At 36.4% G+C, this 26854-nt stretch carries 26 protein-coding genes; 16 read left to right on the top strand and 10 right to left on the bottom strand.

Annotated features, from left to right (window positions below; all coding sequences use genetic code 11):
• The first annotated feature begins 113 nt into the window (after nucleotides 1-113).
• The 7 genes from CXF71_RS06595 (at nucleotide 114) to CXF71_RS06565 (ending at nucleotide 6126) form a co-directional block, all read left to right on the top strand.
• Nucleotides 114-734, top strand: a complete 621-nt coding sequence (locus CXF71_RS06595) for an L-threonylcarbamoyladenylate synthase (RefSeq protein WP_101232162.1) — start codon at nucleotides 114-116, stop codon at nucleotides 732-734.
• 112 nt (nucleotides 735-846) lie between these two features.
• Nucleotides 847-1914: a 23S rRNA pseudouridine(2605) synthase RluB gene (rluB, locus tag CXF71_RS06590; protein ID WP_101232161.1), complete on the top strand. Its 1068-nt coding sequence runs from the start codon at nucleotides 847-849 to the stop codon at nucleotides 1912-1914.
• Between the two features lie 20 nt (nucleotides 1915-1934).
• On the top strand, nucleotides 1935-3074 hold the full coding sequence (gene rnd, locus CXF71_RS06585; protein WP_101232160.1) for a ribonuclease D: 1140 nt from the start codon (nucleotides 1935-1937) through the stop codon (nucleotides 3072-3074).
• A 187-nt stretch (nucleotides 3075-3261) separates the two neighbouring features.
• Nucleotides 3262-3558, top strand: coding sequence for a YcgL domain-containing protein (locus tag CXF71_RS06580; RefSeq protein ID WP_101232159.1), 297 nt, complete (start codon nucleotides 3262-3264; stop codon nucleotides 3556-3558).
• Nucleotides 3555-4598: a lytic murein transglycosylase gene (locus CXF71_RS06575; RefSeq protein ID WP_101232158.1), complete on the top strand. Its 1044-nt coding sequence runs from the start codon at nucleotides 3555-3557 to the stop codon at nucleotides 4596-4598. Before CXF71_RS06580 ends, CXF71_RS06575 begins: the two co-directional genes overlap by 4 nt.
• Before the next feature lie 84 nt (nucleotides 4599-4682).
• A complete protein-coding gene (locus CXF71_RS06570) occupies nucleotides 4683-5204 on the top strand; it encodes a YcgN family cysteine cluster protein (RefSeq protein ID WP_101232157.1) in 522 nt (173 codons plus the stop codon).
• A 58-nt stretch (nucleotides 5205-5262) separates the two neighbouring features.
• On the top strand, nucleotides 5263-6126 hold the full coding sequence (locus CXF71_RS06565; protein WP_101232411.1) for a DMT family transporter: 864 nt from the start codon (nucleotides 5263-5265) through the stop codon (nucleotides 6124-6126).
• Here CXF71_RS06565 and CXF71_RS06560 read toward each other — a convergent pair.
• The 3 genes from CXF71_RS06560 to nhaD form a co-directional block, all read right to left on the bottom strand.
• Nucleotides 6103-7263, bottom strand: coding sequence for an ABC transporter substrate-binding protein (locus CXF71_RS06560; RefSeq protein ID WP_101232156.1), 1161 nt, complete (start codon nucleotides 7261-7263; stop codon nucleotides 6103-6105). The genes CXF71_RS06565 and CXF71_RS06560 overlap by 24 nt on opposite strands.
• Nucleotides 7264-7354: 91 nt before the next feature.
• Complete coding sequence (gene dsbB / locus CXF71_RS06555) at nucleotides 7355-7873, bottom strand: disulfide bond formation protein DsbB (protein ID WP_101232155.1); 519 nt, start codon at nucleotides 7871-7873, stop codon at nucleotides 7355-7357.
• Between the two features lie 137 nt (nucleotides 7874-8010).
• Complete coding sequence (gene nhaD / locus CXF71_RS06550; RefSeq protein ID WP_101232154.1) at nucleotides 8011-9411, bottom strand: sodium:proton antiporter NhaD; 1401 nt, start codon at nucleotides 9409-9411, stop codon at nucleotides 8011-8013.
• Nucleotides 9412-9869: 458 nt separating this feature from the next.
• Here nhaD and fadR point away from each other — a divergent pair, with 458 nt between their 5' ends.
• Nucleotides 9870-10583 carry a fatty acid metabolism transcriptional regulator FadR gene (gene fadR, locus CXF71_RS06545; protein WP_101232153.1) on the top strand — a complete coding sequence of 238 codons (714 nt, stop codon included), beginning with the start codon at nucleotides 9870-9872 and terminating at the stop codon, nucleotides 10581-10583.
• A gap of 52 nt (nucleotides 10584-10635) precedes the next feature.
• On the opposite strand, the gene CXF71_RS06540 is transcribed toward fadR, so the two are convergent.
• The 3 genes from CXF71_RS06540 to CXF71_RS06530 all read right to left on the bottom strand — a co-directional run bounded on the left by CXF71_RS06540 (nucleotide 10636) and on the right by CXF71_RS06530 (nucleotide 15565).
• A complete protein-coding gene (locus CXF71_RS06540; RefSeq protein ID WP_232771401.1) occupies nucleotides 10636-12180 on the bottom strand; it encodes a SpoVR family protein in 1545 nt (514 codons plus the stop codon).
• Nucleotides 12181-12213: 33 nt separating this feature from the next.
• Nucleotides 12214-13491, bottom strand: a complete 1278-nt coding sequence (locus tag CXF71_RS06535) for a YeaH/YhbH family protein (RefSeq protein WP_101232152.1) — start codon at nucleotides 13489-13491, stop codon at nucleotides 12214-12216.
• A gap of 139 nt (nucleotides 13492-13630) precedes the next feature.
• Nucleotides 13631-15565 carry a PrkA family serine protein kinase gene (locus CXF71_RS06530; RefSeq protein ID WP_101232151.1) on the bottom strand — a complete coding sequence of 645 codons (1935 nt, stop codon included), beginning with the start codon at nucleotides 15563-15565 and terminating at the stop codon, nucleotides 13631-13633.
• A 509-nt stretch (nucleotides 15566-16074) separates the two neighbouring features.
• Between CXF71_RS06530 and hppD the strand changes: the two genes are divergently transcribed.
• Nucleotides 16075-17130: a 4-hydroxyphenylpyruvate dioxygenase gene (gene hppD, locus CXF71_RS06525; protein ID WP_101232150.1), complete on the top strand. Its 1056-nt coding sequence runs from the start codon at nucleotides 16075-16077 to the stop codon at nucleotides 17128-17130.
• Nucleotides 17131-17228: 98 nt separating this feature from the next.
• On the opposite strand, the gene can is transcribed toward hppD, so the two are convergent.
• Nucleotides 17229-17828 carry a carbonate dehydratase gene (gene can / locus CXF71_RS06520; protein WP_101232149.1) on the bottom strand — a complete coding sequence of 200 codons (600 nt, stop codon included), beginning with the start codon at nucleotides 17826-17828 and terminating at the stop codon, nucleotides 17229-17231.
• A gap of 346 nt (nucleotides 17829-18174) precedes the next feature.
• Here can and ppiC point away from each other — a divergent pair, with 346 nt between their 5' ends.
• Complete coding sequence (ppiC, locus tag CXF71_RS06515; RefSeq protein WP_101232148.1) at nucleotides 18175-18453, top strand: peptidylprolyl isomerase PpiC; 279 nt, start codon at nucleotides 18175-18177, stop codon at nucleotides 18451-18453.
• 39 nt (nucleotides 18454-18492) lie between these two features.
• On the opposite strand, the gene CXF71_RS06510 is transcribed toward ppiC, so the two are convergent.
• Nucleotides 18493-18663: a DUF2897 family protein gene (locus CXF71_RS06510; protein ID WP_101232147.1), complete on the bottom strand. Its 171-nt coding sequence runs from the start codon at nucleotides 18661-18663 to the stop codon at nucleotides 18493-18495.
• 139 nt (nucleotides 18664-18802) lie between these two features.
• Here CXF71_RS06510 and CXF71_RS06505 point away from each other — a divergent pair, with 139 nt between their 5' ends.
• Nucleotides 18803-19969: a methyl-accepting chemotaxis protein gene (locus CXF71_RS06505; RefSeq protein WP_101232146.1), complete on the top strand. Its 1167-nt coding sequence runs from the start codon at nucleotides 18803-18805 to the stop codon at nucleotides 19967-19969.
• A 35-nt stretch (nucleotides 19970-20004) separates the two neighbouring features.
• On the opposite strand, the gene CXF71_RS06500 is transcribed toward CXF71_RS06505, so the two are convergent.
• On the bottom strand, nucleotides 20005-20604 hold the full coding sequence (locus CXF71_RS06500) for a PilZ domain-containing protein (RefSeq protein ID WP_101232145.1): 600 nt from the start codon (nucleotides 20602-20604) through the stop codon (nucleotides 20005-20007).
• Between the two features lie 180 nt (nucleotides 20605-20784).
• On the opposite strand from CXF71_RS06500, the gene CXF71_RS06495 reads away from it, so the two are divergent.
• Genes CXF71_RS06495 through lolE form a run of 3 tightly spaced genes read left to right on the top strand, consistent with a single transcriptional unit; the run spans nucleotide 20785 to nucleotide 24100 of the window.
• Nucleotides 20785-22065, top strand: coding sequence for a lipoprotein-releasing ABC transporter permease subunit (locus CXF71_RS06495; RefSeq protein WP_101232144.1), 1281 nt, complete (start codon nucleotides 20785-20787; stop codon nucleotides 22063-22065).
• 12 nt (nucleotides 22066-22077) lie between these two features.
• A complete protein-coding gene (gene lolD / locus CXF71_RS06490; protein ID WP_101232143.1) occupies nucleotides 22078-22839 on the top strand; it encodes a lipoprotein-releasing ABC transporter ATP-binding protein LolD in 762 nt (253 codons plus the stop codon).
• Nucleotides 22832-24100, top strand: coding sequence for a lipoprotein-releasing ABC transporter permease subunit LolE (gene lolE, locus CXF71_RS06485; RefSeq protein WP_101232142.1), 1269 nt, complete (start codon nucleotides 22832-22834; stop codon nucleotides 24098-24100). The genes lolD and lolE overlap by 8 nt, the downstream gene beginning before the upstream one ends.
• Nucleotides 24101-24935: 835 nt before the next feature.
• Here the strand turns inward: lolE and CXF71_RS06480 are convergent.
• Nucleotides 24936-25517, bottom strand: a complete 582-nt coding sequence (locus CXF71_RS06480; RefSeq protein ID WP_101232141.1) for a Fe-Mn family superoxide dismutase — start codon at nucleotides 25515-25517, stop codon at nucleotides 24936-24938.
• 267 nt (nucleotides 25518-25784) lie between these two features.
• Between CXF71_RS06480 and grxD the strand changes: the two genes are divergently transcribed.
• Together grxD and CXF71_RS06470 are read left to right on the top strand one after the other, a co-directional pair.
• Nucleotides 25785-26135, top strand: coding sequence for a Grx4 family monothiol glutaredoxin (grxD, locus tag CXF71_RS06475; protein WP_101232140.1), 351 nt, complete (start codon nucleotides 25785-25787; stop codon nucleotides 26133-26135).
• 77 nt (nucleotides 26136-26212) lie between these two features.
• Nucleotides 26213-26818 carry a peroxiredoxin gene (locus CXF71_RS06470; RefSeq protein ID WP_101232139.1) on the top strand — a complete coding sequence of 202 codons (606 nt, stop codon included), beginning with the start codon at nucleotides 26213-26215 and terminating at the stop codon, nucleotides 26816-26818.
• The last annotated feature ends 36 nt before the right edge of the window (nucleotides 26819-26854 follow it).

Raw genomic sequence — 26854 nt, 5'->3', positions numbered from 1 at the left:
TTTGCGTGTTATTACCAATGATTAATACCAGTCATTTAGTCATTGTTCACTAACGGTGTCAGCTGAGAATAAACACTTAGCAATAAATTAGTCTTTAAAGTAAAGGAAGTCTCATGAGTCAGTTTTTTTATGTACACCCAGATAATCCCCAGGGTCGCTTAATGAAACAAGCGGCAGACATTATTAAGCAAGGTGGTGTGATTGTTTATCCTACAGATTCAGGTTATGCGTTAGGTTGTCACTTAGGTGATAAAAAAGCATTAGAGCGTATCTGTAGAATCAGAGATATAGATAAGGATCATAACTTCACCTTGGTGTGCCAAGATCTTTCGCAAATATCTGAATACACTCGAGTAGATAACACCGCATATAGATTACTAAAAAGTAATACTCCTGGGCCTTATACTTTTATTTTCAAAGGCAGTAAGGAAGTCCCTAAACGACTATTAAACCCTAAAAAGAAAACAATAGGCATAAGAGTGCCAGATAATACTATTGCACAAGCCTTGTTGACTGAACTTGCAGAGCCTATAATGTCCACCAGTTTAATTATGCCTGGCCAAGATATGGCTGAGTATGATCCTGAACAAATTCGAGATTTATTGGAACATCAAGTTGACCTTATCGTCAATGGTGGTTATTTAGGGGAACACCCTACCACAGTAATTGATTTTTCTAATGACAGTATTGAGATAATACGCGTAGGAGAAGGAGACCCTTCTCCATTTCAGTAATCAGATATAAAGTGCAAATGAATATTTTCACTTTACTCGGTAATTGAACCTGAACAATGAGCCAGAAGTTAGCTACAAGGGAGCTGCTACTGACGTAACAGAGTAAAAGATAATGACGGTAGACAAGAAAAAACAAGCAAGAAAAGACGAAGCCATTGATAAAAAATATGGCACGCGTGGTACTGAGCAAAAAGGCAGTGCTAAAAAAGGTTTGACCAAAAAAGATGTAGCGAAGAAGGTTGTTGGAAAAAAAGGGCAACATAAAAAAGAACCAGAAAAGGTAGAGAAAGTCGACTTTAAAACCGCGACTCATAAAGATTCTGAGAAAGTACAAAAAGTATTAGCTCGAGCAGGTAAAGGTTCTCGCCGTGAAATGGAAACTATGATCAGTGAAGGTCGTGTTAGCATTGATGGTAAAGTTGCTTTTTTAGGTGATAGAATTAGCGGTACCGAGCAAATTCGTCTTGATGGTCATCACGTTAAACTAACTGCGCAAGATGAAGATATTTGTCGCGTACTTATCTATAACAAACCTGAAGGTGAAATGTGTACACGTAAAGACCCTGAAGGAAGGCCGACCGTTTTTGATCGCCTTCCTCCACTTGATGCAGGTCGTTGGGTTGCTGTTGGTCGTTTAGATATAAATACCTCGGGTATGTTGTTATTTACTACGGATGGCGAATTAGCTAACCGATTAATGCATCCATCACAAAAGGTTGAACGTGAGTACGCGGTACGTGTCTTTGGTGAAATAAACGAAGCTATGTTACAAACATTGCGTACCGGTGTGAAATTAGAAGACGGTATGGCACGTTTTCAAAAAATCACTTACCGTGGCGGAGAAGGGCGAAATCATTGGTTCCATGTTGTCTTGTCTGAAGGGCGTAACCGAGAAGTTCGTCGTTTATGGGAAAGCCAAGATGTTCAAGTAAGCCGTCTTATCCGAGTGCGTTATGGTGATATGGAAATGCAACGACAGTTACCTATGGGTGGTTGGCGAGAATTAGCTTTAAAAGAAGTAAACTATTATCGTCAATTAGTAGATTTGACACCTGAAGCTGAAAGTAAAGTGAAAGTTGATGAAAAGGCGATGGATAATGCTAAGAGTCGTCGCATTCGTCGTTCTGTTAAAAAACATCAACAACGTAATCAGCAAAGTAATCGTCGTCGTCATAAGTAGCCGTAGTAGAAGTCAAAATTATGCACTATCAATTAATTGAAGATCAAAACAGCTTAAACCAGTTATGTGAACAACTGGCTAAAGCTAAAGTGTTAGCCATAGATACAGAGTTTGTTCGTACACGTACTCTGTATGCTAAGTTAGGATTACTTCAGGTATGCGATGGAGAGCAATTAGCACTTATTGATCCTATTGCTGTTGATGATCTAACACCATTTTGGGCGTTACTCACTAACCAAAATATCACTAAAGTGCTGCATGCTTGTTCGGAAGATTTAGAAGTTTTCTTAACGGCAGGAAATTGTAAACCAGTCAATTTAATTGATAGTCAGATTATGATGTCATTTTTAGGTCATGGTTTGTCACTTGGTTATGCAGCCATGGTAAACCACTACACTGGCATTGAATTAGATAAATCGGAATCTCGTACTGATTGGACTAGAAGGCCATTAACTGAAAAACAACTGGCTTATGCAAGTGCTGATGTTGATCATTTGTTTGACCTATATCCTCGTTTATTAGCCGAAATTACTCAGGCTGGTTTTTTAGCTTACGCAAAGCTAGAAACACAGAGCATGATTGATAAAAAATTTACGCCTATGGATGAAAACGAAATGTATCTTAATATTAAGATGAGTTGGCGTTTAAATCCTAAGCAGTTAAATTTATTAAAATACTTAGCAAGTTGGCGTTTTCAGCAAGCAAAAAAACGTGACCTGCCTATTGGGTTTGTTGCAAAAGATCATACGTTGATGGCATTAGCACAGCATAACCCCGAGAGTGTTATTGCTATGGCAACGCTTGAGGGAGCTGAAGCAATAGATATTCGCCACAAAGGCAAAGCTATGCTGGCAGTATTAAACCAAGCAGATAAAGCTGACGTAAGTACCTATCCTGACAAAATTGATCGATTAGATGAATATCCAGGTTACAAACAAATATTTAAACAAGTAAAAGCTTTCTTAGTCGTAGCAGCTGAGAATAAGGGCTTAGCTATAGAAAACATTGCTTCAAAAAAGCAAATCAATCAATTTTTAACGTGGTATTTTGACCTTAATGGAGCACGTAGTTGTACGAATAAAGTTGAGTTGTTATCAAGTTGGCGTGAGCAACTGTTTGGTCAACCCTTATTAGATTTTGCTCAGCAAGGTTATAAGTAACTCATTAATTTTCTTTGTTTTATATAGTAAATTATCTTCTGATTGTACATTTTCGTTAACAATATTTCGTTGAGTCACTATGGGGTTCACCCTTGGCTCATGATATATTGAACACTTGTACCACACAGATTCATGAATGAGTCTGAGTAGTATTACGCTATTTCTCAATTACCTATAGGTCTCCATTATGCTATGCGCTATTTATAAAAGTACCAGAAAAACCCAAACTTACCTTTTTGTTAATAAACGTGATGAATTCTCAGATGTTCCTGATGAATTGATGAAAATGTTTGGTACGCCAAATTTAGTTACATTAATCAATTTAGCCACTAAAAGTAAACTCGCTATGGCTGACTTAGAAAAAGTAAAAGTCAGCCTAGTTGAACAAGGTTATTATTTACAATTACCACCACCACCTGAAGATTTATTAAAAGAGCATAAAGCAGCTATGATCGCTAAAAAAGGACAAGGAGATTTTGAATGATGTGTCTAATCAAAACGGTTGCTTTGTCGGCCCTTATTACGCTTGGTGTAATTAATCAATCAATCGCTGCAGAAGTAGAACTTACCGAAGAAGGTTTTGCTAAGTATGTGGTGCAACTCAAGGCAGAGGCATTAGCAAAAGGTTTTAGCGAAAATTTAGTTAATGATAGCTTTGCTCAAGTTACCTTTCACAAACGTGCGGTTACAGCAGATAGAAGTCAGCCTGAAAATGTGGAAACGCTGGATACTTATCTACCTAAGCGGGTACCAAAGTGGAAAGTAGATAAAGCGAGGGCTTTATATAAAGAACACCGAGTACTGTTAAATCAAATAGGTGAGAAATATCAAGTACAACCGCGTTTTATTATCGCTTTATGGGGGCTTGAAACTAATTTTGGTAAGTTTACCGGTGGCTATAATGTAATCTCTGCTTTAGCAACATTAGCTTATGAAGGGCGACGTGAAACGTTCTTCAAAAAACAACTGATGGCAGCATTGACTATATTAGATGAAGGTCATATTAGTAGTGAAAATATGAAAGGTTCATGGGCAGGGGCTATGGGGCAAAATCAATTTATGCCAACCTCCTTTTTAGGATATGCTGTTGATGGCGACGGTGATGGTAAAAAGGATATTTGGCAAAACCAAGCCGATGTTTTTTCATCTATGGCAAATTATTTACAAAAAGAAGGCTGGAGTGATGAACTTACTTGGGGTCGTCAAGTTAAGTTACCAAAAAGCTTTGACTATACATTAGCCATTCCAAAAAATACCGGTAGTCGAAAAAACTGGCTAAAAGCATGGTCTGAAACAGAAAAAACTCTCGCACAATGGCAAGCATTAGGCGTGAGGCGTACAGATGGTACTAATTTGCCTAATGTTGATATTAAAGCCGCGCTAGTTTTTCCAGATGATAAAAATGGCCGTGTATATCTTGCTTATGATAACTATAAGAGTTTAATGCACTGGAACTTATCATATTATTTTGTCAGCTCAGTTGGCCATTTATCTGATCGTATTAAGTTTCCACCTATCGAGTGATTTATTAAGACATTGACTAGAAAACTCGTTAATAAATTTAAGTAAATCCATTCGACAATTCATTCGTAAAGTAAGTAGTAGTAAATGAACGATAAAAACACAGAAAAACAGCCTTTTTGGCAAACTAAAACCTTAGCCGATATGACTCGCCCTGAATGGGAGTCCTTATGCGATGGCTGTGCTAAATGTTGTTTAAATAAGTTTATTGATGATGAGAATACGGATGAAGCCTCGGAGCTTTTACCGACCGATCACATAAATGAAGGTGAGCACATTTATTACTCTAATATTGCTTGTCACTTACTTAATGAGAAGTCTTGCCAATGTTCTAAATATGAGCAACGCACCACGTTAGTACCTGATTGTGTTCGTTTAACACAAGAAAATATAGATGCGGTATTTTTTATGCCTCCAAGTTGTACCTATCGTCGCTTACAAGAAGGGCGAGGTATGCCGTCGTGGCATCCTTTACTCAATAATGGTAAAAAGTCAGCTATGCATAAAGCGGGTATGTCGGTAAGAGGAAAAATAGTCAAAGATAATGCCGTGAGTATTGAGAACTTTGAAGATCATATCGTTATTTGGCCACTGAATGATATTGATTAAGTAAAACTTTAATAATGTATCGTTCATGATGAAAAGTACCTCCCAAACGTTCTCTCTAATTAAAGCTGAACAGCAAAGCTTGCTTTATTTACACATCGCAGTATTCCTCTTCGGCGGTACTGCGCTATTTTCTAAACTTATTGGTTTACCTGCCCTTGATATTACCGTTTATCGAACGGGTATAGCCGCCTTAGCACTGTTTGTTCTATTAACGTTACAAAAAAAACAGCTTACCTTAGCAAGTATGAAAGACTATGGTATCGCCATCTTGTTAGGGTGTGTAGTCGGCATACATTGGGTAACTTATTTTGCAGGAATGCAAATGGCAGGGGTCACTGTTGGCATCATAGCTTTCTTTACTTATCCCGTTATCACCGTTTTTATTGAACCATTATTTAATAAAACTGTTCCGAAAGTAAAAGACATGATTACGGCGTTAATGGTTGTTATCGGTATTGTATTGTTAATACCAGAAGTTAGTTTTGGTAATCAAATAACGTTAGGTATTGTAACCGGAATCATTTCAGCAGTATTTTTTGCATTAAGAAACATCCTTCATAAAAATTATTTTTCTCATTATTCTGGACCTCATACTATGTTGTATCAAACATTAGTTGCCTGTTTGATGCTGTGTCTTTTTGTTGAGGTACCGCCAAGCCAGGTAACAGAGAGTGATTGGTTATTGCTTTTATTAGTAGGGATGGTTTTTACCGCAATACCTCACGCTTTATTTGCGTCGAGTTTACGGCATTTATCGGCCACAACAGCAGGGTTAATCTCTTGTTTACAGCCACTGTACGGCAGCGTGTTAGCATTTTTACTTTTACATGAACGTTCTGACATATTAACGATGATCGGGGGGCTATTAGTGATTAGTGCCGCTATTTTTGAAACATGGTCAGTGAGTAAGGGAAGACGTTAGTACAGAATTTTTAATGGCTTTACTAAAAGAAAAATAGACTTGCTGTACACCTTGGTTATTATCACGTCTAAAACTAATGTTTAGAGTATTATCTTGATAGCTAAACTGCTCAAACTGCTTTAATAGACATTGTCTACTTAAGTTACCTTTGCACTGTTTAGCTACTTGGCTAAAAACAAAGGCGTTTAAATAACCTTCTAGCTGGATTCTATTTAACTCTGTATGGCCAGCGCTTCTCATATCCGTTATAAATTGTTGGCATAGTTGCCAATTACAATCATTAGGTTCGGGCATCACTTCACTTAAGAGAACTCTACTAGAGAATGGTATTTGATTGAGTAAATTATGACTGCCAATAAATGAAAGACTGGTAAACAATACATCTAAATCTTGTTGATGAGCTAAATTTATCAAGTGTATAAAGGGTTGATAGGTACCAACAAAAATAACAGCATCTAGAGGTTGCGCAGCCAATTGGGTTAACGCAGCTTTAATATCATTACTATTTCTTCGGTAACGAGTAGTAAGCACGGTTGCTAGTTTTTTATTGCTGAGTATTTTATTAATAGCTCTTTGTGCCGTTAAGCCAAACTCATCAGCTTGAATTACTAGGGCTATTTTATTATATTTTTTTACGGTTATTAAGTACTCAATCTGGGCCTCTATTTCTTGGTAATAACTCGCTCGTAAGTTAAATATATTAGCATTTACAGGTGTTCGTAAGAAGTCGGCGCCAGTAAATGGCATAAGGTAGGGGATTTTACTTTTGATTATTATGGGCATTATAGCGTAAGAGGTAGGAGTACCAACGTAACCAAATAACGCTAATACTTGCTCATCAATAAGTTTCTTGGTATTTATTACGGTGTTATGTGGTTCATAACCATCATCGAGGCTAATAATTTCAACAGATCTACCATGTATGCCTCCATGTTTATTTAGGTGACTAAAATAGGTGTTTGCACCTTTTTTTAGCTCTTTGCCTAAGTCGGACGTTGGACCACTAAGGGCATTAGACATACCTAGTTTTATATTTTTTACTTGAGCAGATTCTATTTTTTCAGATTTAGCATTTACAGTGAATGCACTAAAAGTAACTAATAGAAGGGAGAGGAGGGTTAAGTAAAATGTTGGCAATTACAATACTCCACAATAAAACTGTAAAAGAAGAGAATACACTAATAATTAAGAATAGCGTATTCTCTTATAATTTTGATTGCTACTGGATTTATGGTTTTTTTGCACAAGCGAGACGGTTGATAAACACTAGGGCGAACACCGCGGTATATAATGAATAAACAACAACCATCCACTGTGGCATGCTGTAATTGAAAAATTGCCAACTTATCTCGCCACAATCCCCGGTAGCTTCAAATAAAAATGGGATCCACTCATGTAGAGGAGCCCAAGTAGGGAAGTTAGGTATAAATTCACAACTAAAGAACAGTGAGCCGCTATTTTTTTGCATTTCAACATGCTCTAACGCAATGATAAGTCCCCAAATTGCGCTAGTGGCCCATAAAGCATAAGCCAAAGTTCTAGCAAGTATATTTTTATGTCCTATAGTGCCAATAGCACCAGCGAAAAAAAGAGTCAAAATAGCAAGCCGTTGATAGACACACATGATACAAGGGGCTAGACCTAGTACATACTGGAAATATAAAGCGGATAGCTCTAGACCCAATGCGGAGGCTGCCAGTAATAGCCATGGCCTTTGGCTGGTAGTTATATTGCTTAAGTAGTTCACGAAAGATCCTCGAAAATTTTCAATAAAAAAGCCTCTAGCAAACTAGAAGCTTTTTAAGGGTAGCATGAAGAAATAACCGATTGAGTATTTCTTTGCTTTAAGCTTACATTATTTATGTAATAACTTGTTACGGGTTATTAGTTTATCAGTAAGTGCACATAAATACTGGCAGCGTAACCTAGGGCTATCACTGGAGTCCATTTTAGATGACTGAAGAAAGTATAATACCCTCTTGCTTGACCCATTAATGCAACACCGGCAGCAGAGCCGACAGATAATAGACTACCACCAACACCCGCTGTTAATGTTACTAATAACCACTGAGTGTGCGACATTTCAGGGTTCATTGTTAATACTGCAAACATGACCGGGATGTTGTCAACAATGGCAGATAATAGACCCACTAAAATGTTGGCGTTGGTAGCACCCAATTCACCGTACATGAATTCTGATGCCATACCAAGGTAACCAAGGAAGCCTAAACCACCAACAGCAAGGATAACACCATAAAAGAAGAATAAGGTGTCCCATTCTGCTTTGGCTATTTTATCGAAAATATCAAAGTCATCTTCAATTTTATGGCTAGTTGGTAGATCTGAATGGTCGATTTCACCTTGGCCAGATCTACGAATGTAATAACCAAAGAATTTCAAATAAGCTAAACCTAGCATCATGCCAAATACAGGAGGTAAATGTAGGAAGTTATGGAAACATACGGCAGTAATAATAGTTAATATAAATAAACCAACGATGGTTAAACCACCTTTTTTGATTGGTGTTATTTCGCTTGAGGTTGAATTTGGTTTACCAGTAGGTAAAAAGAACTGCATAATAAACGCAGGTATAACAAAGTTTACAACAGAGGGTAAGAAGAGGTGGAAGAATTCAGAAAATTGAACCATACCTTTTTGCCAAACCATTAACGTAGTGATGTCACCAAATGGGCTAAATGCACCACCAGCGTTTGCACCAACAACAATGTTTATGCAGCTCATTGCAATGAATTTCGGTTCATCTTTGCCAACAGCTAGTACCACAGCACACATGATTAATGCCGTTGTAAGGTTGTCTGCTATAGGAGAAATAAAGAACGCTAAAATACCTGTTATCCAAAATAGAGCTCTATAGCTGAAGCCTTTTTGTACTAACCAGTCACGAAGTGAATTAAAAACATCTCGCTCTAACAGCGCATTGATATAAGTCATGGCAACTAATAAGAAGAAAAATAGCTCTGCATACTCAAGAAAATTATGGCGAATAGCTACTTCTGCCGCATGGGGCATACCGTTAGCGCTATAATATGCAGCAATTAAAATCCAAATAAGGCCTGCAGCAAGTAATACTGGTTTTGATTTTCTTAAATGTAATTGTTCTTCTAAAATAACTAGGGTGTAGGCTAAAACAAAAATAGCAATAGCGGTATAGCCTATCCAATGATTGGTCAAATCGATACTCTGGTGTGCTGCCTCTGAGGCAAAAGCCATGCTTGGAAAAAGCACTGCTGATAACGCCAGTAAAACGTATACAAGTGGTTTCATGTTATTCTCTAAATGGAATGTAAAGTTATATGCTAATTTAGCAATTATTATTCGGCTTGAATACTAACAAATTTTTTACTAATTGACACAAAAATGCTGTTGAATTGTATTGATTTTATTGATAACAACCATCAGTTTGATTTATAACAAGCAAACTGTAGTTTGTTAATTGTAGCCAAGCACTAGATTTAATCTGAGGTGTTCACTCACAGGCTCCTTTTTCACTAAAATACTTCATGTATCTGTAATTATCGTGTCTGACATTTGATAAAAATCACTGTCGTACGATTGAAAAAGCTTATTGAAAGCTCTATAGACTCTTTAGTTACGCTGAAATCTTAATCTAAGTGGTAATATCCAAGGTGTTTGTAGCTTTATCACTCTTGTACATAAGTCTACTTCTGGTACAATCTGTTCGGAAATCAATCCTTATTCATATTATCAGGTAACTATAGTCAATGGTCATTAAAGCTAAAAGCCCAGCAGGATTTGCGGAACAATATATCGTTGAATCTATTTGGAATGGTGGTTTTCCTCCTGGATCTATATTGCCTGCCGAGCGTGAACTCTCTGAACTTATAGGGGTCACTCGAACTACACTTAGAGAAGTATTACAACGATTAGCCAGAGATGGCTGGTTAACTATCCGACATGGTAAGCCAACTAAAGTAAATAATTTTTGGGAAACATCGAGTTTAAATATCCTGGAAACGTTGGCACAATTAGATCAAGATGGCATTCCTGATTTAGTTGATAACCTATTATCAGCACGCACCAATATCAGTGCTATATATATCCGTGGCGCAATAAAAAATAATCCCGAAAAAACAATCGAAAACCTCAAGGGTTATCTGAATATTGAAGACACAGGTGAAGCTTTTTCCTTGTTTGATTACCAGCTAAATAAAGATTTGGTTGTTGCCTCAGGAAATTCAATCTATCTATTAATACTCAATGGTTTGAGTGGGTTGCATTCACGAATTGGTAATTTATATTTTGCTCATCCTAGAGGACGTGAAATAACGAAAGCTTATTACCAAGCGTTAATAGAATTGGCTCAAGCTAATGATTTTGATGGTGCTATATTCGCAGTACGAAAATACGGTATTGACTCCGGCGCGCTTTGGAGTGAATTAAAGGATGATGTATTAAAAGAGTTATCTGAAGACTAGTAATTGAAATATCCCTTATAAATGTAAAGAAAGATGATTAATCCTATTGGTATTAATCGTCTTTCTTTTTTTGTGGGCAGCTGGCAATCACTTTGTCCTCCCCTGATTTAGTTTCTTGGATAATCTTAACGTCAAAGTGCCATAAATAATGTAGATGTTTTAATACTTCGTCTTTTGACTTCCCTAGCTCTACATCGTTGTGTGGTGTATATCTGAGGGTTAACGCTCTGTCACCATCTATATTAGCATCAACTATTTGAATATTTACCTCGATATTACTCAGGTTATACTGATTGGCGAGATTGTGACGAACTTTCTTATATCCTTGTTCATTATGAATAGCGCCAATTTCAACATAATTATTATCGCTATCATCATGGATGTGAAACAGCTTAAAATCACGTATTAGTTTGGGTGATAAATATTGGCTGATAAAACTTTCATCTTTAAAGTTTTCCATGGCAAAATGCACGGTATCCACCCAGTTACTCCCAGCTATTTCGGGAAAATACTCTTTATCTTCTTCCGTGGGATGCTCGCAGATACGCCTAATATCAATGAACATATTAAAGCCTAAAGCATAAGGGTTTATCCCGGAATAAAATTTACTATTGTATTCCGGCTGTGCAACAACATTGGTATGACTGTGTAAAAACTCCAGCATAAATTTATCTGTTACTAAGCCTTCATCGTATAAGTGATTTAAAATAGTGTAGTGCCAAAAACATGCCCAACCTTCGTTCATTACTTGCGTTTGCTTTTGAGGATAAAAGTATTGAGAAATTTTTCTTACAATTCTTACTATCTCTCTTTGCCACGGCTGTAACAGAGGTGCATTTTTTTCAATGAAGTATAAAATATTTTCTTGAGGCTCTTTAGGGAAGATATATTTTTTTTCATTTTCCTGTTGTTCTTTTTTTGGCACCGTACGCCAGAGTGCGTTTACTTGCGATTGTAGATATTCGGCTCGCTCAGACTGCCTTTTTAGTTCTTCATCTAATGATATCTTTTGTGGTCTTTTATAGCGATCAACCCCATGACTCATTAATGCATGACAAGCATCTAATGTTTCTTCTACCTCACTAATACCGTATTTTTGCTCGCATTGTGCTATATATTTTTTTGCGAATAATAAGTAATCGATAATAGAACTAGCATCAGTCCAAGACTTAAATAAATAATTCCCTTTGAAAAAGGAGTTATGACCATAACAGGCATGCGCCATTACTAAGGCTTGCATGGTCAAGGTGTTTTCTTCCATAAGATAAGATATGCAAGGACTTGAGTTTATAACTATTTCATAAGCTAAGCCCATTTGGCCCCGCTTATAGTTCTGCTCTGTTTGAATAAATTTCTTACCAAACGTCCAATGACTATAACCAATGGGCATACCTACGCTTGCATAGGCATCCATCATTTGTTCGGCAGTGATCACTTCTATTTGATTGGTATAGGTATCTAAACGATAAAAGTCAGCAACTCTAGCTATTTCGTGTTGATATTGTCCAAGTAAGTCAAAAGTCCAATCAGGTGTATCATCTAATGGAGTTACTTTTGCTTTATGAATAGCTTCAGCACTATTATTTTTATTAGTCATTAATCACCCACTTATTTTAGTTAAAAGTTTCTGTTAAGCGGCACTCTTTGTGTTTTTTTTGAAAAGCTCTCTAAACACAGGGTAAATATCAGCAACAGATTTAATATGTTGCATAGCAAAGTTAGCGTGAGTCTCCTCCACCTCTTGATAGTGCTTCCATAATGTCTGGTGGGCTCGCTGGGTTATTTCGATATAACTGAAATAGCGGCTTTTAGGTAATATTTGTTGTTCTAATATTGCCTTACACTGGGGGGAGTCATCGGCCCAATTATCACCATCTGATGCCTGGGCACCATAAATATTCCACTGATTATCATTATAGCGTTCAGTGATTATGTTATTCATAAGCTCTAAAGCACTTGATGCAATGGTTCCGCCCGTTTCTTGTGAATAAAAGAACTCCTGCTCATCAACCTCTTTAGCCTGAGTATGATGCCTAATATAAACCACATCAATATTCTTATAAGTACGGCTAAGAAATAAATAGAGTAAAATATAAAAACGTTTCGCCATTTCTTTTGTTGCTTGGTCCATTGAACCGGATACATCCATTAAGCAAAACATAACCGCTTTTGAAGTTGGCACCGCTTGCTTGGCATAATTACGAAATTGTAAGTCGAAAGTATCAATGAATGGAACCTTAGCTATCTTGCCTTTTATGGTTTCAATTTCAGCAATCAAATCCCGTTTTTGTTGAATATTATCGTGTTTATCATTATTTAAAGCCAATAGGGCTTCTTCAAGTACTTTAAGCTTTTTCCGCTTTGAGGCCGTCATCGCTATGCGACGAGCAATTGAGCCTTGAAGTGATTTAACAATATCGATATTTGAAGCAACGCCTTCAGCACAATAACCACTTCGCACCGTTTTATACTCGATTAGCTTGTCTAATTGATTTCTTTCAAGATTGGGCAACTCTAGATCTTCAAAAAGAAGATTTAAATACTCTTCTTTCGAAATTGAAAAAGTAAATTCATCTTCACCTTCGCCACTATCGCTCGCATCACCTTCGCCAGCGCCTTGCCCCTGTTTTTTTTGTGGGCGAGGAATTCTATCACCCGTAGTAAACTGGTCATTACCGGGATGAACCCTATCTTTTATGCCGCCATCACCTTGGTGAAATGTAGGCTCTGATAAGTCTCTCTTTGGAATAATAATGTTTTCACCGGAATCAATATCGGTCACGCCACGCTGATTTATTGCTTCAGAAACAGACTTTTTAATTTGGTTTTTATATCGTCTTAAAAAGCGTTGACGGTTCACCGTACTTTTATTTTTGCTATTCAGGCGTCTATCAATAAAGTTGGCCATAGGTTTTCCTTATCTCTTTTATTTATACCCGCTACCAATAAATATACCTATTTCATAGGTTTTGATTTATTACAATCCCCACTAAAATTGGTACTTTGAATGGTGACGGATATATATCCTTTTTCGTAAGAGATACGACTTAAGAAGACTTTCTAACCCGTAGATACCATTCAGATAATAAACGAACTTGTTTTTGGGTATAGCCTTTTGTCATCATACGTTTAACAAAGTCATCATGTTTTTGCTGGTCATCTGTTGATGTTTTAGCATTAAAAGAAATGACAGGTAGTAAATCTTCTGTATTAGAAAACATTTTTTTCTCAATAACAGTCCTAAGTTTTTCATAACTTGTCCAGACAGGATTTTTACCATTGTTATTGGCTTTTGCTCTCAAAACAAAATTCACGATTTCATTACGGAAATCTTTAGGGTTACTAATGCCAGCTGGTTTTTCAATTTTCTCTAATTCATCATTGAGTGATTGTCGATCAAATAATTGACCTGTTTCAGCATCTCTATATTCTTGGTCTTGAATCCAAAAATCGGCATAAGTGACATAGCGGTCGAAAATATTTTGACCATATTCAGAGTAGGACTCTAGATAAGCTGTTTGAATTTCTTTGCCAATGAACTCTATATATTGAGGTGTTAAATAGCCTTTGATGAACTCTAAATAGCGTTCGGTGATTTCTTTGGGTAGTTGTTCTCGTTCAACTTGTTGTTCTAAAACATAGAATAAGTGAACAGGGTTTGCCGCAACTTCAACACTATCGAAGTTAAACACCCGAGATAAAATTTTAAAAGCAAAACGGGTCGATAGCCCTGACATGCCTTCATCAATGCCTGCATAGTCACGATATTCTTGGTAGGATTTTGCTTTTGGATCGGTATCCTTAAGTGTCTCACCATCGTAAACTCGCATTTTAGAATAAATGCTTGAGTTAACAGGGTCTTTTAAACGAGATAATACAGAGAATTGCGCAAGAATATCTAAGGTATCTGGCGCACATTGCGCCGTTTTTAATTCACTGTGCTCTAATAGCTTTTTATAAATATTAACTTCTTCTGAAACTCGCATACAATAAGGCACTTTAACAATATAGACACGGTCCAAAAATGCTTCATTGTTTTTGTTGTTTCTAAAGGTCTGCCATTCTGATTCATTTGAATGAGCAAGTAAAATTCCGTTAAAAGGTAAAGCTGACAGACCTTCAGTCGGGTTATAGTTACCTTCTTGAGTGGCAGTTAGTAATGGGTGTAGCACTTTAATCGGTGCTTTAAACATCTCAACAAATTCCATTAAGCCCTGATTAGCTCGACACAAAGCACCGGAATAACTATAAGCATCAGCATCGTTTTGAGCAAAATGTTCAAGCTGTCTAATATCTACTTTACCAACAAGAGCCGAAATATCTTGGTTGTTATCATCACCAGGCTCGGTTTTAGCTATGGCAATTTGATCTAAAATAGAAGGGTAAACTTTTACAACGGAAAATTGTGCAATATCCCCTTTAAATTCATGTAAGCGTTTTGCAGCCCATGGAGAGATGATGTTTTTTAAGTACCTAGCAGGAATATTATATTCATCTTTAAGAATTTTTCCGTCTGTATTGGCATCAAATAGGCAAAAAGGATGATCATTAACGGGGCTACGGACACCATTTGCACTTAATACATAAATTGGCTCTTGTTGCATTAGAGACTTTAGCTTTTCAGCTAATGAGGATTTACCCCCGCCTACAGGGCCTAATAAATATAAAATTTGTTTATGCTCTTCTAATCCTTGTGAAGCATGTTTTAAATAAGACACTATTTGCTCAATGGCTTCTTCCATACCGTAAAAGTCAACAAAAGCTGGGTAGCGCTTAATAACTCTATTGGAAAATATTCTACTAAGGCTAGGATCTGTCGCGGTATCTACCATTTCAGGCTCACCAATGGCAGAAAGTAGACGTTCTGATGCACTAGCGTAAGCTAAATTATCGTCTTTACAAATAGTTAAGAATTCTTGTAAGCCAAACTCTTCTTGTTGGGCTTGTTCATAGCGCGTTTGATAATGTTGAAAAATACTCATAACTACCTCCAAAAGAACACAATGCTATCCATTAAGATAAGATTAGTAACAGCCAGCACCTAACAGCTTGTAAAGGTAAAGTAAAAAGCACTTGCTATATTTTAAGGTTAGTTGTTCTGGCTGATTTTGCTAAGAAATAGATAGAATTAAATTGTAATTGGCAAGAAAACACAGGGTTAGATCAACTCTGTTATTTCAAATTAAACGACGATTTTCTAATTAATCGCAGCAATATCAATATAGACAGAGAACTGTAATTGCTCCTATAAGATTATACTTAGCTAAATGTATCCTATTTTCTCTGTCTATCAGTAAGGTGTTAATATTTGTTTACACTCAGCTGCGAGCCATAGTATAGCCTTGTTAGCAGTCTGCTATTTTTTTAGACTAACACTCGTACAACTTATGTTACAACCTTGTTTTTAGCCTTGTACTATGAGGACTTTCTCTTCGTTCAATTGCCCTTGATAATAGCTTTAAGACAAAAATTGAATAGAAGAGAGATAACAATGACTGATAGTAAAAACCCGCTAAAATTATGTGGTATTGAGTTTACTGAATACGCTACACCAGACTCCGACTTTATGGAAAAAGCTTTCTATGGTTTTGGTTTTTCTAAAACTAAAAAAATGAAAGGGCGTGATGTTGAGTACTTTAATCAAAATGATATTCACTTTTTATTAAATAAAGAAAAAGCTGGTTTTTCTAAAGAGTTTGCTAAAAGTCATGGTCCTGCTATTTGCTCTATGGGCTGGCGTGTTGAAGATGCTGATTTTGCCTTTACTGAAGCGGTTAAACGTGGAGCGAAATCTGCTGTAAATGAAGAAAATAAACTTCCGTATCCCGCTATTTATGGTATTGGCGACAGCCTTATCTATTTCATCGAGAACTTTTCAAAAACGGGTATTAACAAAGGTTTAATATATGATACCGACTTTGAAGATATTGCAGAGCCAGTATTAGTTGAAGATAAAGGCTTTTTAGCGGTAGACCATTTAACCAATAATGTTTATCAAGGCACTATGCATAAATGGGCTGATTTTTATAAAGACGTTTTTGGTTTTACTGAGGTGAGATACTTTGATATTAAAGGTGTTAAAACAGCTTTAATTTCTTATGCACTTGCATCACCTTGTGGAAAATTCTGTATTCCAATTAATGAAGGTAAGGGCAGTACAAATAATCAAATTGATGAGTATCTTGATGAATATAATGGTCCTGGCGTACAACATTTAGCGTTTATTACAGACGATCTTGTTGGCTCTCTCGATAAGTTAGATAGCTCCATTATTGATACACTTAATATCGTACCTGAGTATTACGATGAAATATTTGATCGCGTACCGTGGGTAAAAGAAGATAAAGCACGTATCCAAAAGCATCAAATATTGATTGATAGCCAAAGTGAAAATTCTTATTTATTACAAATTTTTACTAAGAACTTATTTGGTCCTATTTTTATTGAAATGATTCAGCGAGTAGACGATCAGGGTTTTGGTGAAGGTAACTTCTCAACCTTATTTAAATCGATTGAGTTAAACCAAATGGAACGTGGTGTTTTATAATTAATTAGTAGCCACTAATCAATAAAAAAGCCAACAAGCTGAGTAAGTTTGTTGGCTTTTTGTTTTTCATAAATTGGTATTATTTCGAAAACAAGTCTTTATTTACTATTAGCAGACACATTCAAGTCTTTTAAAATACCATCATGCAAATTGTATACTACGCCATGCACTGTGATATCTTGATTATTTTCCCATGCGTTAACGAGTGTAGTAGTCTTACAGATATTGGCTACTTGCTCTATAACATTGAGTTCACATAATAAGTTAATACGTTCTTTTTCATCGGTTACCTGGTCCATTTCTTCTTGATGGAAGCGGTAAACATCCTCTATGTGACGTAACCAATTGTCTATTAAACCATGACTTTTGTTGTCAAGCGCGGCACTAACACCACCACAACCATAATGACCACAGACAATAATATGCTGTACTTTTAATACATCGACAGCATATTGAATAACGGATAAGCAATTTAAGTCAGTATGAATGACCTGGTTAGCAATATTACGGTGTACAAAAACCTCTCCCGGATCCATACCTAGAAGTGCGTTAGCCGGTACGCGTGAATCTGAGCAACCTATCCATAAGTATTTTGGCGATTGCTGTTCAGATAATCTTTTGAAGAATTCAGGGTTTTCTTTCGTTCTTTTTTCTGCCCATTGTTTATTATTATCAAACAGGTGTTGTATTGCTGTCATAGGTCTAAGTCACATTGAGTCGTTAAATTTCATGACATGTTATGTCATGAAAAAGGTAAATAAAAGTAATTATTTATAATGATATGCCATGAATTACTAAAGGTATCTGATTATTTATTTTTATTTTACGAACATAAAGAGTTTAAGTACAACCATTTTATGTTTTGATTCTTCAACGCTTTATATTAAGTGATTTTATCAAATCATTTAGGCGCTGATTAATGCCACTTCATGACAGTGCCCCGAATAGAATTAGCTCAAGCACTCTGAAACATCGATATTGATTGGTAACTGGTATTATATCTCTAGTATAATAATTACAATGATATCTTATGAGTAAACAACAATGGCAAACGCATGTGCGCTGCATATTCTAGTAAAAACGGAAAAACAAGCGGCTGATTTAAAAGCACAACTTGATAACGGTGCTAATTTTGGCGTGCTTGCAAAAAAGCATTCACTTTGTCCGTCGAAGAAAAAGGGTGGTGATTTAGGCGAGTTTCGTCGTGGACAAATGGTAAAAGCTTTTGACGATGTTGTTTTTAAAAGACCCTTGTTGAAAGTACATGGACCAATTAAAACAAAGTTTGGCTATCACTTAATAAAGACTTTATACCGAAGTTAACAGCTATCGCAGCAAATATGCTATTTAGCCACCGCACTATTATTGCTCTTGATCTCTGTCTTGTTTATCTAGTGCTTCATTACGTTTTTTAATAATTGCTAATTGCTCTGCTGTTAAATTGAACTTATGTGCCGACTTTTTTAAGACAAAAATGCCGCCAATTATAATACCGAGAGCAAGTACTGTAATAATTATTGCTGTTAATGACATATATGTGAATAACCCTTATTAGTAACCTCGATTAAAATACTAGCAAAAATAAAGCTATACAGGTATTTTATTCTATTATATAAAATGCTTTGTATAGAAATTTTCATACGCATTACAAATAATAATAAAGAGAAATAGTATGCTCAATAAATTATCGATAAAACTCCTCATACCAAATTTAGTTATTGGTATTTTTTTTATTATCAGTCTTTTCTTTATTAGTGGTTCAGTAAGTCATTTTACCCAAGTATTACTCTTTTGTTTTTTAGTTGTATCACAAAGCATCGTTAGTTATTTATTTTTCACCAAATTATTAACTAACCGACTAATAAAACTAAAAACCTATCTTGATATGGTGGTCAGTACTGAAGAAGCCCCTTCAGAGCCTATAACTGATCTTGCCAATGATGAGCTTGCTCAAGTCACCAATGAACTGAGCCATTTTATTGTCGGTCTAGCTGATGTGGTTAGTGTTATTCGTCAAGAAGCTGAAATATTGCGTCAGGGCTCTACTTCATTGTCTTTGCAGATGGCCGACTCAGTTAAGCTTGTCGAAAACACCGCAGGGCAAATGACTCAAATGGCAGAATCAATTGAGGATGTCGCTAATACCTCATCGAGTTTATCTCACACTGCAGAGCAGGTAAGTGAAACAACAAGTTCTGTCATGGAAACGTTAGCAAATGGCGTTAATTCATCTAATACCAGTCAGCAAACCATTGTAGCTGTAGCTAGTGAAGTAGATGACATGGCTAAAGAACTTGCTTTATTACAAGAAGAAAGTGCTCGAATCGGCTCTGTGTTAGACGTGATCAGGGGCATTGCCGACCAAACAAATTTACTGGCCTTAAATGCAGCGATAGAAGCTGCTCGCGCTGGAGATCAGGGACGAGGTTTTGCTGTAGTCGCAGACGAAGTTCGCGCATTAGCTCACCGAACGCAACAGTCAACAGTAGAAATACAATCAATGGTTGAAGGGCTACAAGCTAAATCAAGCAATGCGGTTAATAGTATTAGCCGAGGTCATAAGTTAACTCAAGACTCTTTAAGTTACTCGGCTGAGGTTGTTAGTGCTTTAGACCAAATAGGCGTAGCTTTTCAAGATGTTGATAACTTAACATCACAAATTGCCAGTAGTACCCTAGCGCAACAAACTGCAACGTCATCTATTAATGACAATATGTTAACGGTTGTATCATTAAGTGATGAAATTAACCGCGGTTTAAGCTCTGTCGCAGCTCATGCTGAGCTACAGCAACAAACGGCACAAGAAGTAGAGCAAACCATTAATAGAATTTGTGTTTAGTTATTATTTGAATTTATAAGATAAGTAGAGTGGTATTATTTATTTTCTTGATCACGCAGTTTAGCCAGTTTTTGTAGTTGCTTAGATTGCTCAAGTAAGCTGGTACGAACTAATACTTCTCTATCTTCTTCTTGGATAAAATGAAAGATAACTTTATGAGTAAACTGTTTATTCGTTGACTCAACATCTACTACCTCACCATAGCAATATATGGCACAATTATTTTCTAGAATAAATATTTTGACTTCAAGCAATTGACCGACATTAAATTTTTTTTCCGTGATAAATTTAATACCGCCACCACCAAACTCCAATCCTCGGTACCTATGTTGTACTTCATCTTGTTGGCTCAAGATATAACCAATAAGTAAATCAATTTTTTGTGATTGCTGATTAAGAAAATTAACTAATTGAGCGGCGCTATTACCTAGGTTTTGTAATGATCTTAATGCTGATTGATCTATTGCGCTCATATCGGTAGCGAGTTTAAATGGCATAGGAATATTAGTGACAAACTGATCAAAACTGTTGGTTTCATTGATATCAATGGCCATAATGTTGACTGAAAATTGATGTTCAATGGCAAAAAACTCATGATATTGTGCTAATTTTTGTTCAAGAGAAAGAGAATTCATATCATTTATTTCCAGATAGAAGGTAGTGCTTTTATCAATAAGATAAAAGCGTATTAATTATTGTAAGAGAGAGAACTGTAACGAAAAATATCTCACGGCTATTTACCTCAGACAATTATAATGACTGTGTTATGCTACATAGTATTCTAAATCAGTCCCAGATAAAATAATAATACCTCAATGTTTCAACCTATTAGTATATTCATCGGGCTACGCTATAGTCGTAGCAAAAGCCATACTGGCTTTGTTTCTTTTATTACTTTTTTCTCTACTGTTGGTATTTTATTAGGAGTCGCTTCTCTTATTACGGTTGTGTCCGTGATGAATGGTTTTGAAGGCGAATTGAAAAAACGAATTTTAGGTATCGTTCCTCACGTAATTGTGAGTGATTTCACTGAGAATAAGGCGGATAAAGAAGCTAGTACGAAGCAAAATAAGCGCTGGCCAGTTTTACGAGAAGCATTACTTTCCCAGCCGCATGTGCTTCAAGTAACACCTTTTCTTGAAAGTGAAGCGCTGATCCAATCAGCTAAGGGCCTTCAAGGCGTGCTTGTTCAAGGCATAATGCCCAAGTATGAACAAGCAAATATCATTAATACTCATATGGTTTCTGGCAGCTTGGAAATGCTCTCCAATCAAAGTTACTCCTTAGTCATAGGTCAATCCTTAGCCAATAAACTTCAAGTTACGCTTGGTGATGAAGTGCGGTTGGTTTTACCTAATAAAAGTGTTTTTACTCCAATGGGGCGCATTCCGGTACAACGTGTCTTTACCATTGCGGGTATTTTTCATCTTGGTTCACAAGTTGATGATGCCATGGTTTATGTTGATAGCCGTTATGGCGCTAAATTGTTAAGACGAACAGGTGATGGTATTGATAAATTACGCCTTTATTTAGATGATGCCTTTAACGCGAAACAAGTCGTGAAAAGTCTTGAGCTAAAACAGCATGATTCATCTCAAAGTAAAACGCTTAACCCAGCTAGCTTTAGTACTTGGGATGAAAGCCAAGGGGCACTGTTTTCAGCCGTGAAAATGGAAAAAAACATGATGTGGTTAATGTTAAGTTTAATCGTTGCCGTTGCTGCATTTAATATTGTTTCAGCCTTAGTGATGGTTGTTGTTGAAAAACAAGCTGAAATTGGCATATTACAAACGTTAGGCTTAGCGCGCATAGATGTAGTTAAAATATTTATAACTCAAGGTATGGTTAATGGCTTATGGGGCGTTAGCTTAGGTGGAGTTCTTGGTGTGGTATTGGCCCTAAATTTGAACGATATAATGTTAGTTATAGGTGTCCACTTATTTGGTTTTGGCATGCAAGATTTACCGGTCAAACTTGAGTTTGTTGACGTGTTTACTATTATTTTTTCAGCACTAGCAATGAGTTTTCTGGCGACACTTTATCCGGCATACCAAGCATCGACAACCGAGCCAGCACAGGTATTACGAAATGAATAAGGCAACAAATTAATGAGTAAAGTATTACAGTGTCGTCAACTTTCAAAATCATATATACAAGGTGATATTGAAACCAAAGTATTAAATGATCTTGAGCTAAGCGTTGATAAAGGTGAGCTACTCGCCGTAGTCGGTAGTTCTGGCTGCGGAAAAAGTACCTTTTTACACCTTGCTGGTGCTTTAGACTCCCCAAGTTCTGGGCACGTGCTTATTAATGATATTGATATTCACCAGTTATCTGACAAAGAAAGGTCTAAATTTAGAAATCAACATATTGGTTTTATTTATCAATTTCATCATTTGATGATGGAGTTTACCGCACAAGAAAACGTTGCTATGCCTTTAATGATCCAAGGTAAAAAGCCAAAGCAAGCATTGTTAGCGGCTAAAGAGATGCTCGATCAAGTGGGTTTGTCTCATCGCATCAATTACCGACCTTCACAATTATCAGGAGGCGAACGTCAACGCGTAGCTATTGCTCGAGCATTAGTAACTAAACCCTCTTTGGTTTTAGCTGATGAGCCTACAGGTAATTTAGATAGCGATACTGCAGAGCAAATTTATCAATTAATTCGCAGTTTAAATAATACGGCTAATACAAGCTTTGTTATTGTCACTCACGACTTAGTATTAGCTAAACGCATGGATAGACAAGTAAAGTTAGTACAAGGAAAATTAATACCACTAACTGATGACGGTGAACATGCATCAGCTGTTATAAATGACATGACTAGAGTTGAGATAAAATCTGAGGTTAGTGAACGCCATGTTTAAACCGTTAAGTCTTTTTTTGGGCTGGCGTTATGTTCGCAGTCGACACGGCAATGGTTTTTCCGCCTTTATCTCCGCTTCTTCTACCATTGGTATTGCGTTAGGTGTAACGGTTCTTATTGTCGTGTTAAGCGCTATGAATGGCTTTGAACGAGAGTTATCTCAAAAGCTTCTTTCTATAGTGCCGCACGTTGAGTTAGTCAGTGTTAATGAGCCAATAAAAGATTGGCGAGAAAGTATTAAGAAAGTACAAACTGAGCCTGACGTCATTGCGGCTGCACCTGTTATTAAAATGACGGGAATGCTGCAACATGGTCTAAAGCTAAAGGCTATAGAAGTTCGTGGTGTCGATGCACAACTTGAAAAGAAAGTTTCAAGTATTGATAATTATATCATTGCTGGTAATTGGCAAGGGTTAATGGCCACAGCGTTAAATAAAAATAGCATTGTTATTGGTAGTGGCGTGGCGAAAAAACTTTCCGTAGAGCTCGGTGATAAAATACAGCTACTATTACCACCGCCAGAGGGAGGTAATGATGTAAAAAAAATGTTTTCAGCGCCAATCACTCGACAGGTAGAAGTTGTCGGTATTTTTAAATTTGGTGGCACAATAGATGAAACTTTAGCTTATATTCCACTTTCTTTGGCCAGTGATGTTATGGGATATAAAATTAATGAAACACAAAGTATTCGCTTAAAAGTTACCGATGTTTTTTCTGCCCCTAAAATTGCACGAAAAGTTGCTTATAACTTTGATCACTATGTTTATCTTAATAACTGGACTCATAGCCAGGGACATTTATTTAATGATATTCAATTGGTGCGCATGGTGATGTTTATTGTCTTAGTGTTGGTCATAGCCGTAGCGAGTTTTAATATTGTTTCAACCTTAATCATGGCGGTTAATGAAAAACAAGGTGATATCGCTATTTTAAAGACCATGGGAGCAAGTTCAAAAACTATTATGTTGACGTTTATTGTTCAAGGTTTGGTTAACGGTGTTGTTGGCAGCCTATTAGGCGCTATATGCGGTGTTTATTTAGCCCTAAATCTTACGGGTATAATTAGTACTGTAGAGCAATTGATGGGCATTACGTTTTTGTCTGGCGATGTCTATTTTATTGACTACTTACCTAGTGTTTTAAATGCGACAGATGTTTATGCCACTGTTATCACTGCGCTAATTATGAGCTTATTGGCAACGATATACCCTGCATGGCGAGCAACAAAAATAGAACCGGCGCAAGTGCTCGGGCAGCAATAAGTAGCCATAGTACCGCTTTTCCGCGAAAAAAAGACAAAAAAAAGCCCGCAAACTAAGTGCGGGCCAACTCAAATATCAAGTTGATAGAAGGAAATTAAATTCCAAGAAACATGTCAGAGAGAAAAGATAGTCAATATCGATTCGAGTAATCTAGTTAATGATAGCTCTTTGGGAGTAAGAGAAAAAACATCATTGCGCTAACTCAGAAAACAAAGCTATATTAATCGTCTTGATTTATTTAGACAACCTAAAAAAAATGCAATAGTTACATTAGAAAATCTAATGCGAAAAAGTCCCTTTTTTATCATGATAATTTAATGACTAACTATTCGGTAATCATGTCTAAAACACTAATTTAAAGGCCTTTAGGTTGAATTTATATGCAAGAAGATATGGTGTTATTAAAAGTAGCTTAGTGTAAGTGTGTTTTTTATACATTAAATAAACTATATTTTTTAGGGATAAAAATAATGAAAACAGTGCGGAGATATATGTCTGAAAAACTAGGTGACGAAATCTTAAATTGAAGCTATATAGCCTATTTAACCTGAACTCTGTTTAATAGATAGTTAAGCTTATGAATTATATAATGTAAATTATTCCAATATGTCTAGCTTGATGTTTTTCTTAAATCGAGGCAACTTTACGCGTCAATAGCTGGCCTATTGCAAGTGAATTTAACAAAGAAGCTTGTAAAATAGGGGGATAGAGAAAATTACTAAGCAGAGCTCAGTTTATTTGTTAAGGTCTAATAAAGGGCTGGCTTCTGTGATAGGTTTATACCCGTTCCACTTCAAAGAGCAAGAGGAACGGATATGAATAGGTTTTGTCTTTATTAGCTAAAGTTAGCTTGAGCAAAATCCCAGTTAGCTAATGCCCAAAAACCGTTAAGGTAATCAGGTCTTACGTTGCGGTAATCTATGTAGTAAGCATGTTCCCATAAATCAACAGTAATAAGTGGTGTAACACCTTCGTCAGTTAATGGTGTTGCTGCATTTGATGTATTAACAATAGCTAGGCTGCCGTCGGCATTTTTTACTAACCAAGTCCAGCTAGAGCCAAAGTTGTTGATAGCACTATCAGTGAATTTAGCTTTAAATTCATCAAAAGAACCGAAGTTACTAATGATTGCAGCTAATAAATCACCTGATGGTTCACCACCAGCGTTTGGCGCTAAGCTATTCCAATAAAAAGTATGGTTCCATATTTGTGCTGCATTATTAAAAATTCCAGCTGAAGAGGTTTTAACAATTTCTTCTAAGCTTTTATTTTCAAATTCAGTACCGCCAATTAAACCATTAAGCTTTACAACGTAAGTGTTGTGATGCTTGCCGTAATGAAATGATAATGTTTCTGCTGAAATGTGTGGCTCTAATGCATTTTGCTCGTAAGGTAATGCAGGTAATTCAATGGACATTATGCTCTCCTAATTGTAAGTTTTAATCAAAAATGGGTGTGTTTTTATATAAACTTGAGTAAAATACTCAAGTATTATTTATATATTGGTATTGTGAAGGCAATTATCAAGGCTATACATCTTAAAATCAATAGCTAAGCTATTTTAGATAATAGTACTTATTCTATTTTCTTGTATTGAAAAGAGTTGATAATTTATTTTTTATCTCCATATGTTAGATATATCAATTCAAAAGAATAGAATAAGTATTAATTAATAGAGGGTACTATGGATACAATTGAGCGCATTAAAGAACAAATTAGCGAAAATACAATCTTGCTATATATGAAAGGGTCTCCTAAATTACCAAATTGTGGTTTTTCATCACAAGCATCACAGGCATTAATTTCTTGTGAAGAAAAATTTGCTTATGTTGATATTTTACAAAACCCTGATATTCGTGCAGAACTACCTAAATATGCTGATTGGCCAACCTTCCCACAATTATGGGTTGAAGGTGAGTTAGTTGGCGGATGTGATATTATTATGGAAATGTTTCAACAAGGTGAATTACAAACCTTAGTTAAAGCAGCCGCGGCAAATAATGCCTCAGCAGATGATAGTTCAGCAGACGCATAATAAATATTATCTATCTGCCACAATCTTAGTCGGCAGGTAAAGTAAACTTTTTAACATAAATAAAAATGGAGCATAAAATGAGCGTATTAGTTGGTCGTCAAGCACCAGATTTTACTGCAGCAGCAGTACTTGGTAGCGGTGAAATTGTAGATAGCTTTACATTAAGTGAAGCAATTAACGGTAAAAAAGCAGTAGTGTTTTTCTACCCTTTAGATTTTACTTTTGTTTGTCCTTCAGAGCTTTTAGCTTTTGATCACCGCATGGAAGAGTTCAAAAGCCGTGGCGTAGAAGTTATTGGTGTTTCTATCGATTCACAATTTTCACATAACGCATGGCGTAACACTCCAGTAAATGAAGGTGGTATTGGTCCAGTACAATACACATTAGTTGCTGATACTAAACATGAAATTTGTAAAGCATACGATGTTGAACATCCTGAAGCTGGTGTTGCATTTCGTGGTTCATTCTTAATTGATGAAGAAGGCAATGTACGTCATCAAGTAATTAACGATTTACCACTAGGTCGTGATGTAGATGAAATGTTACGTATGGTTGACGCTCTACAATTCCACCAAGACCATGGCGAAGTTTGTCCTGCTGGTTGGAACAAAGGTGATAAAGGCATGACAGCTTCTCCTGAAGGTGTTGCTGCTTACCTTACTGACAACGCAGATAAGTTATAATTTTGTTAGTTGACTAGTTAACTGTTTACATTAACT

The organism is Colwellia sp. 12G3 (assembly GCF_002836775.1).
Taxonomy (GTDB): domain Bacteria; phylum Pseudomonadota; class Gammaproteobacteria; order Enterobacterales; family Alteromonadaceae; genus Colwellia.
The sequence above is the reverse complement of the archived record's forward strand: the minus strand, read 5'-3'. Positions and strand labels throughout refer to the sequence as shown.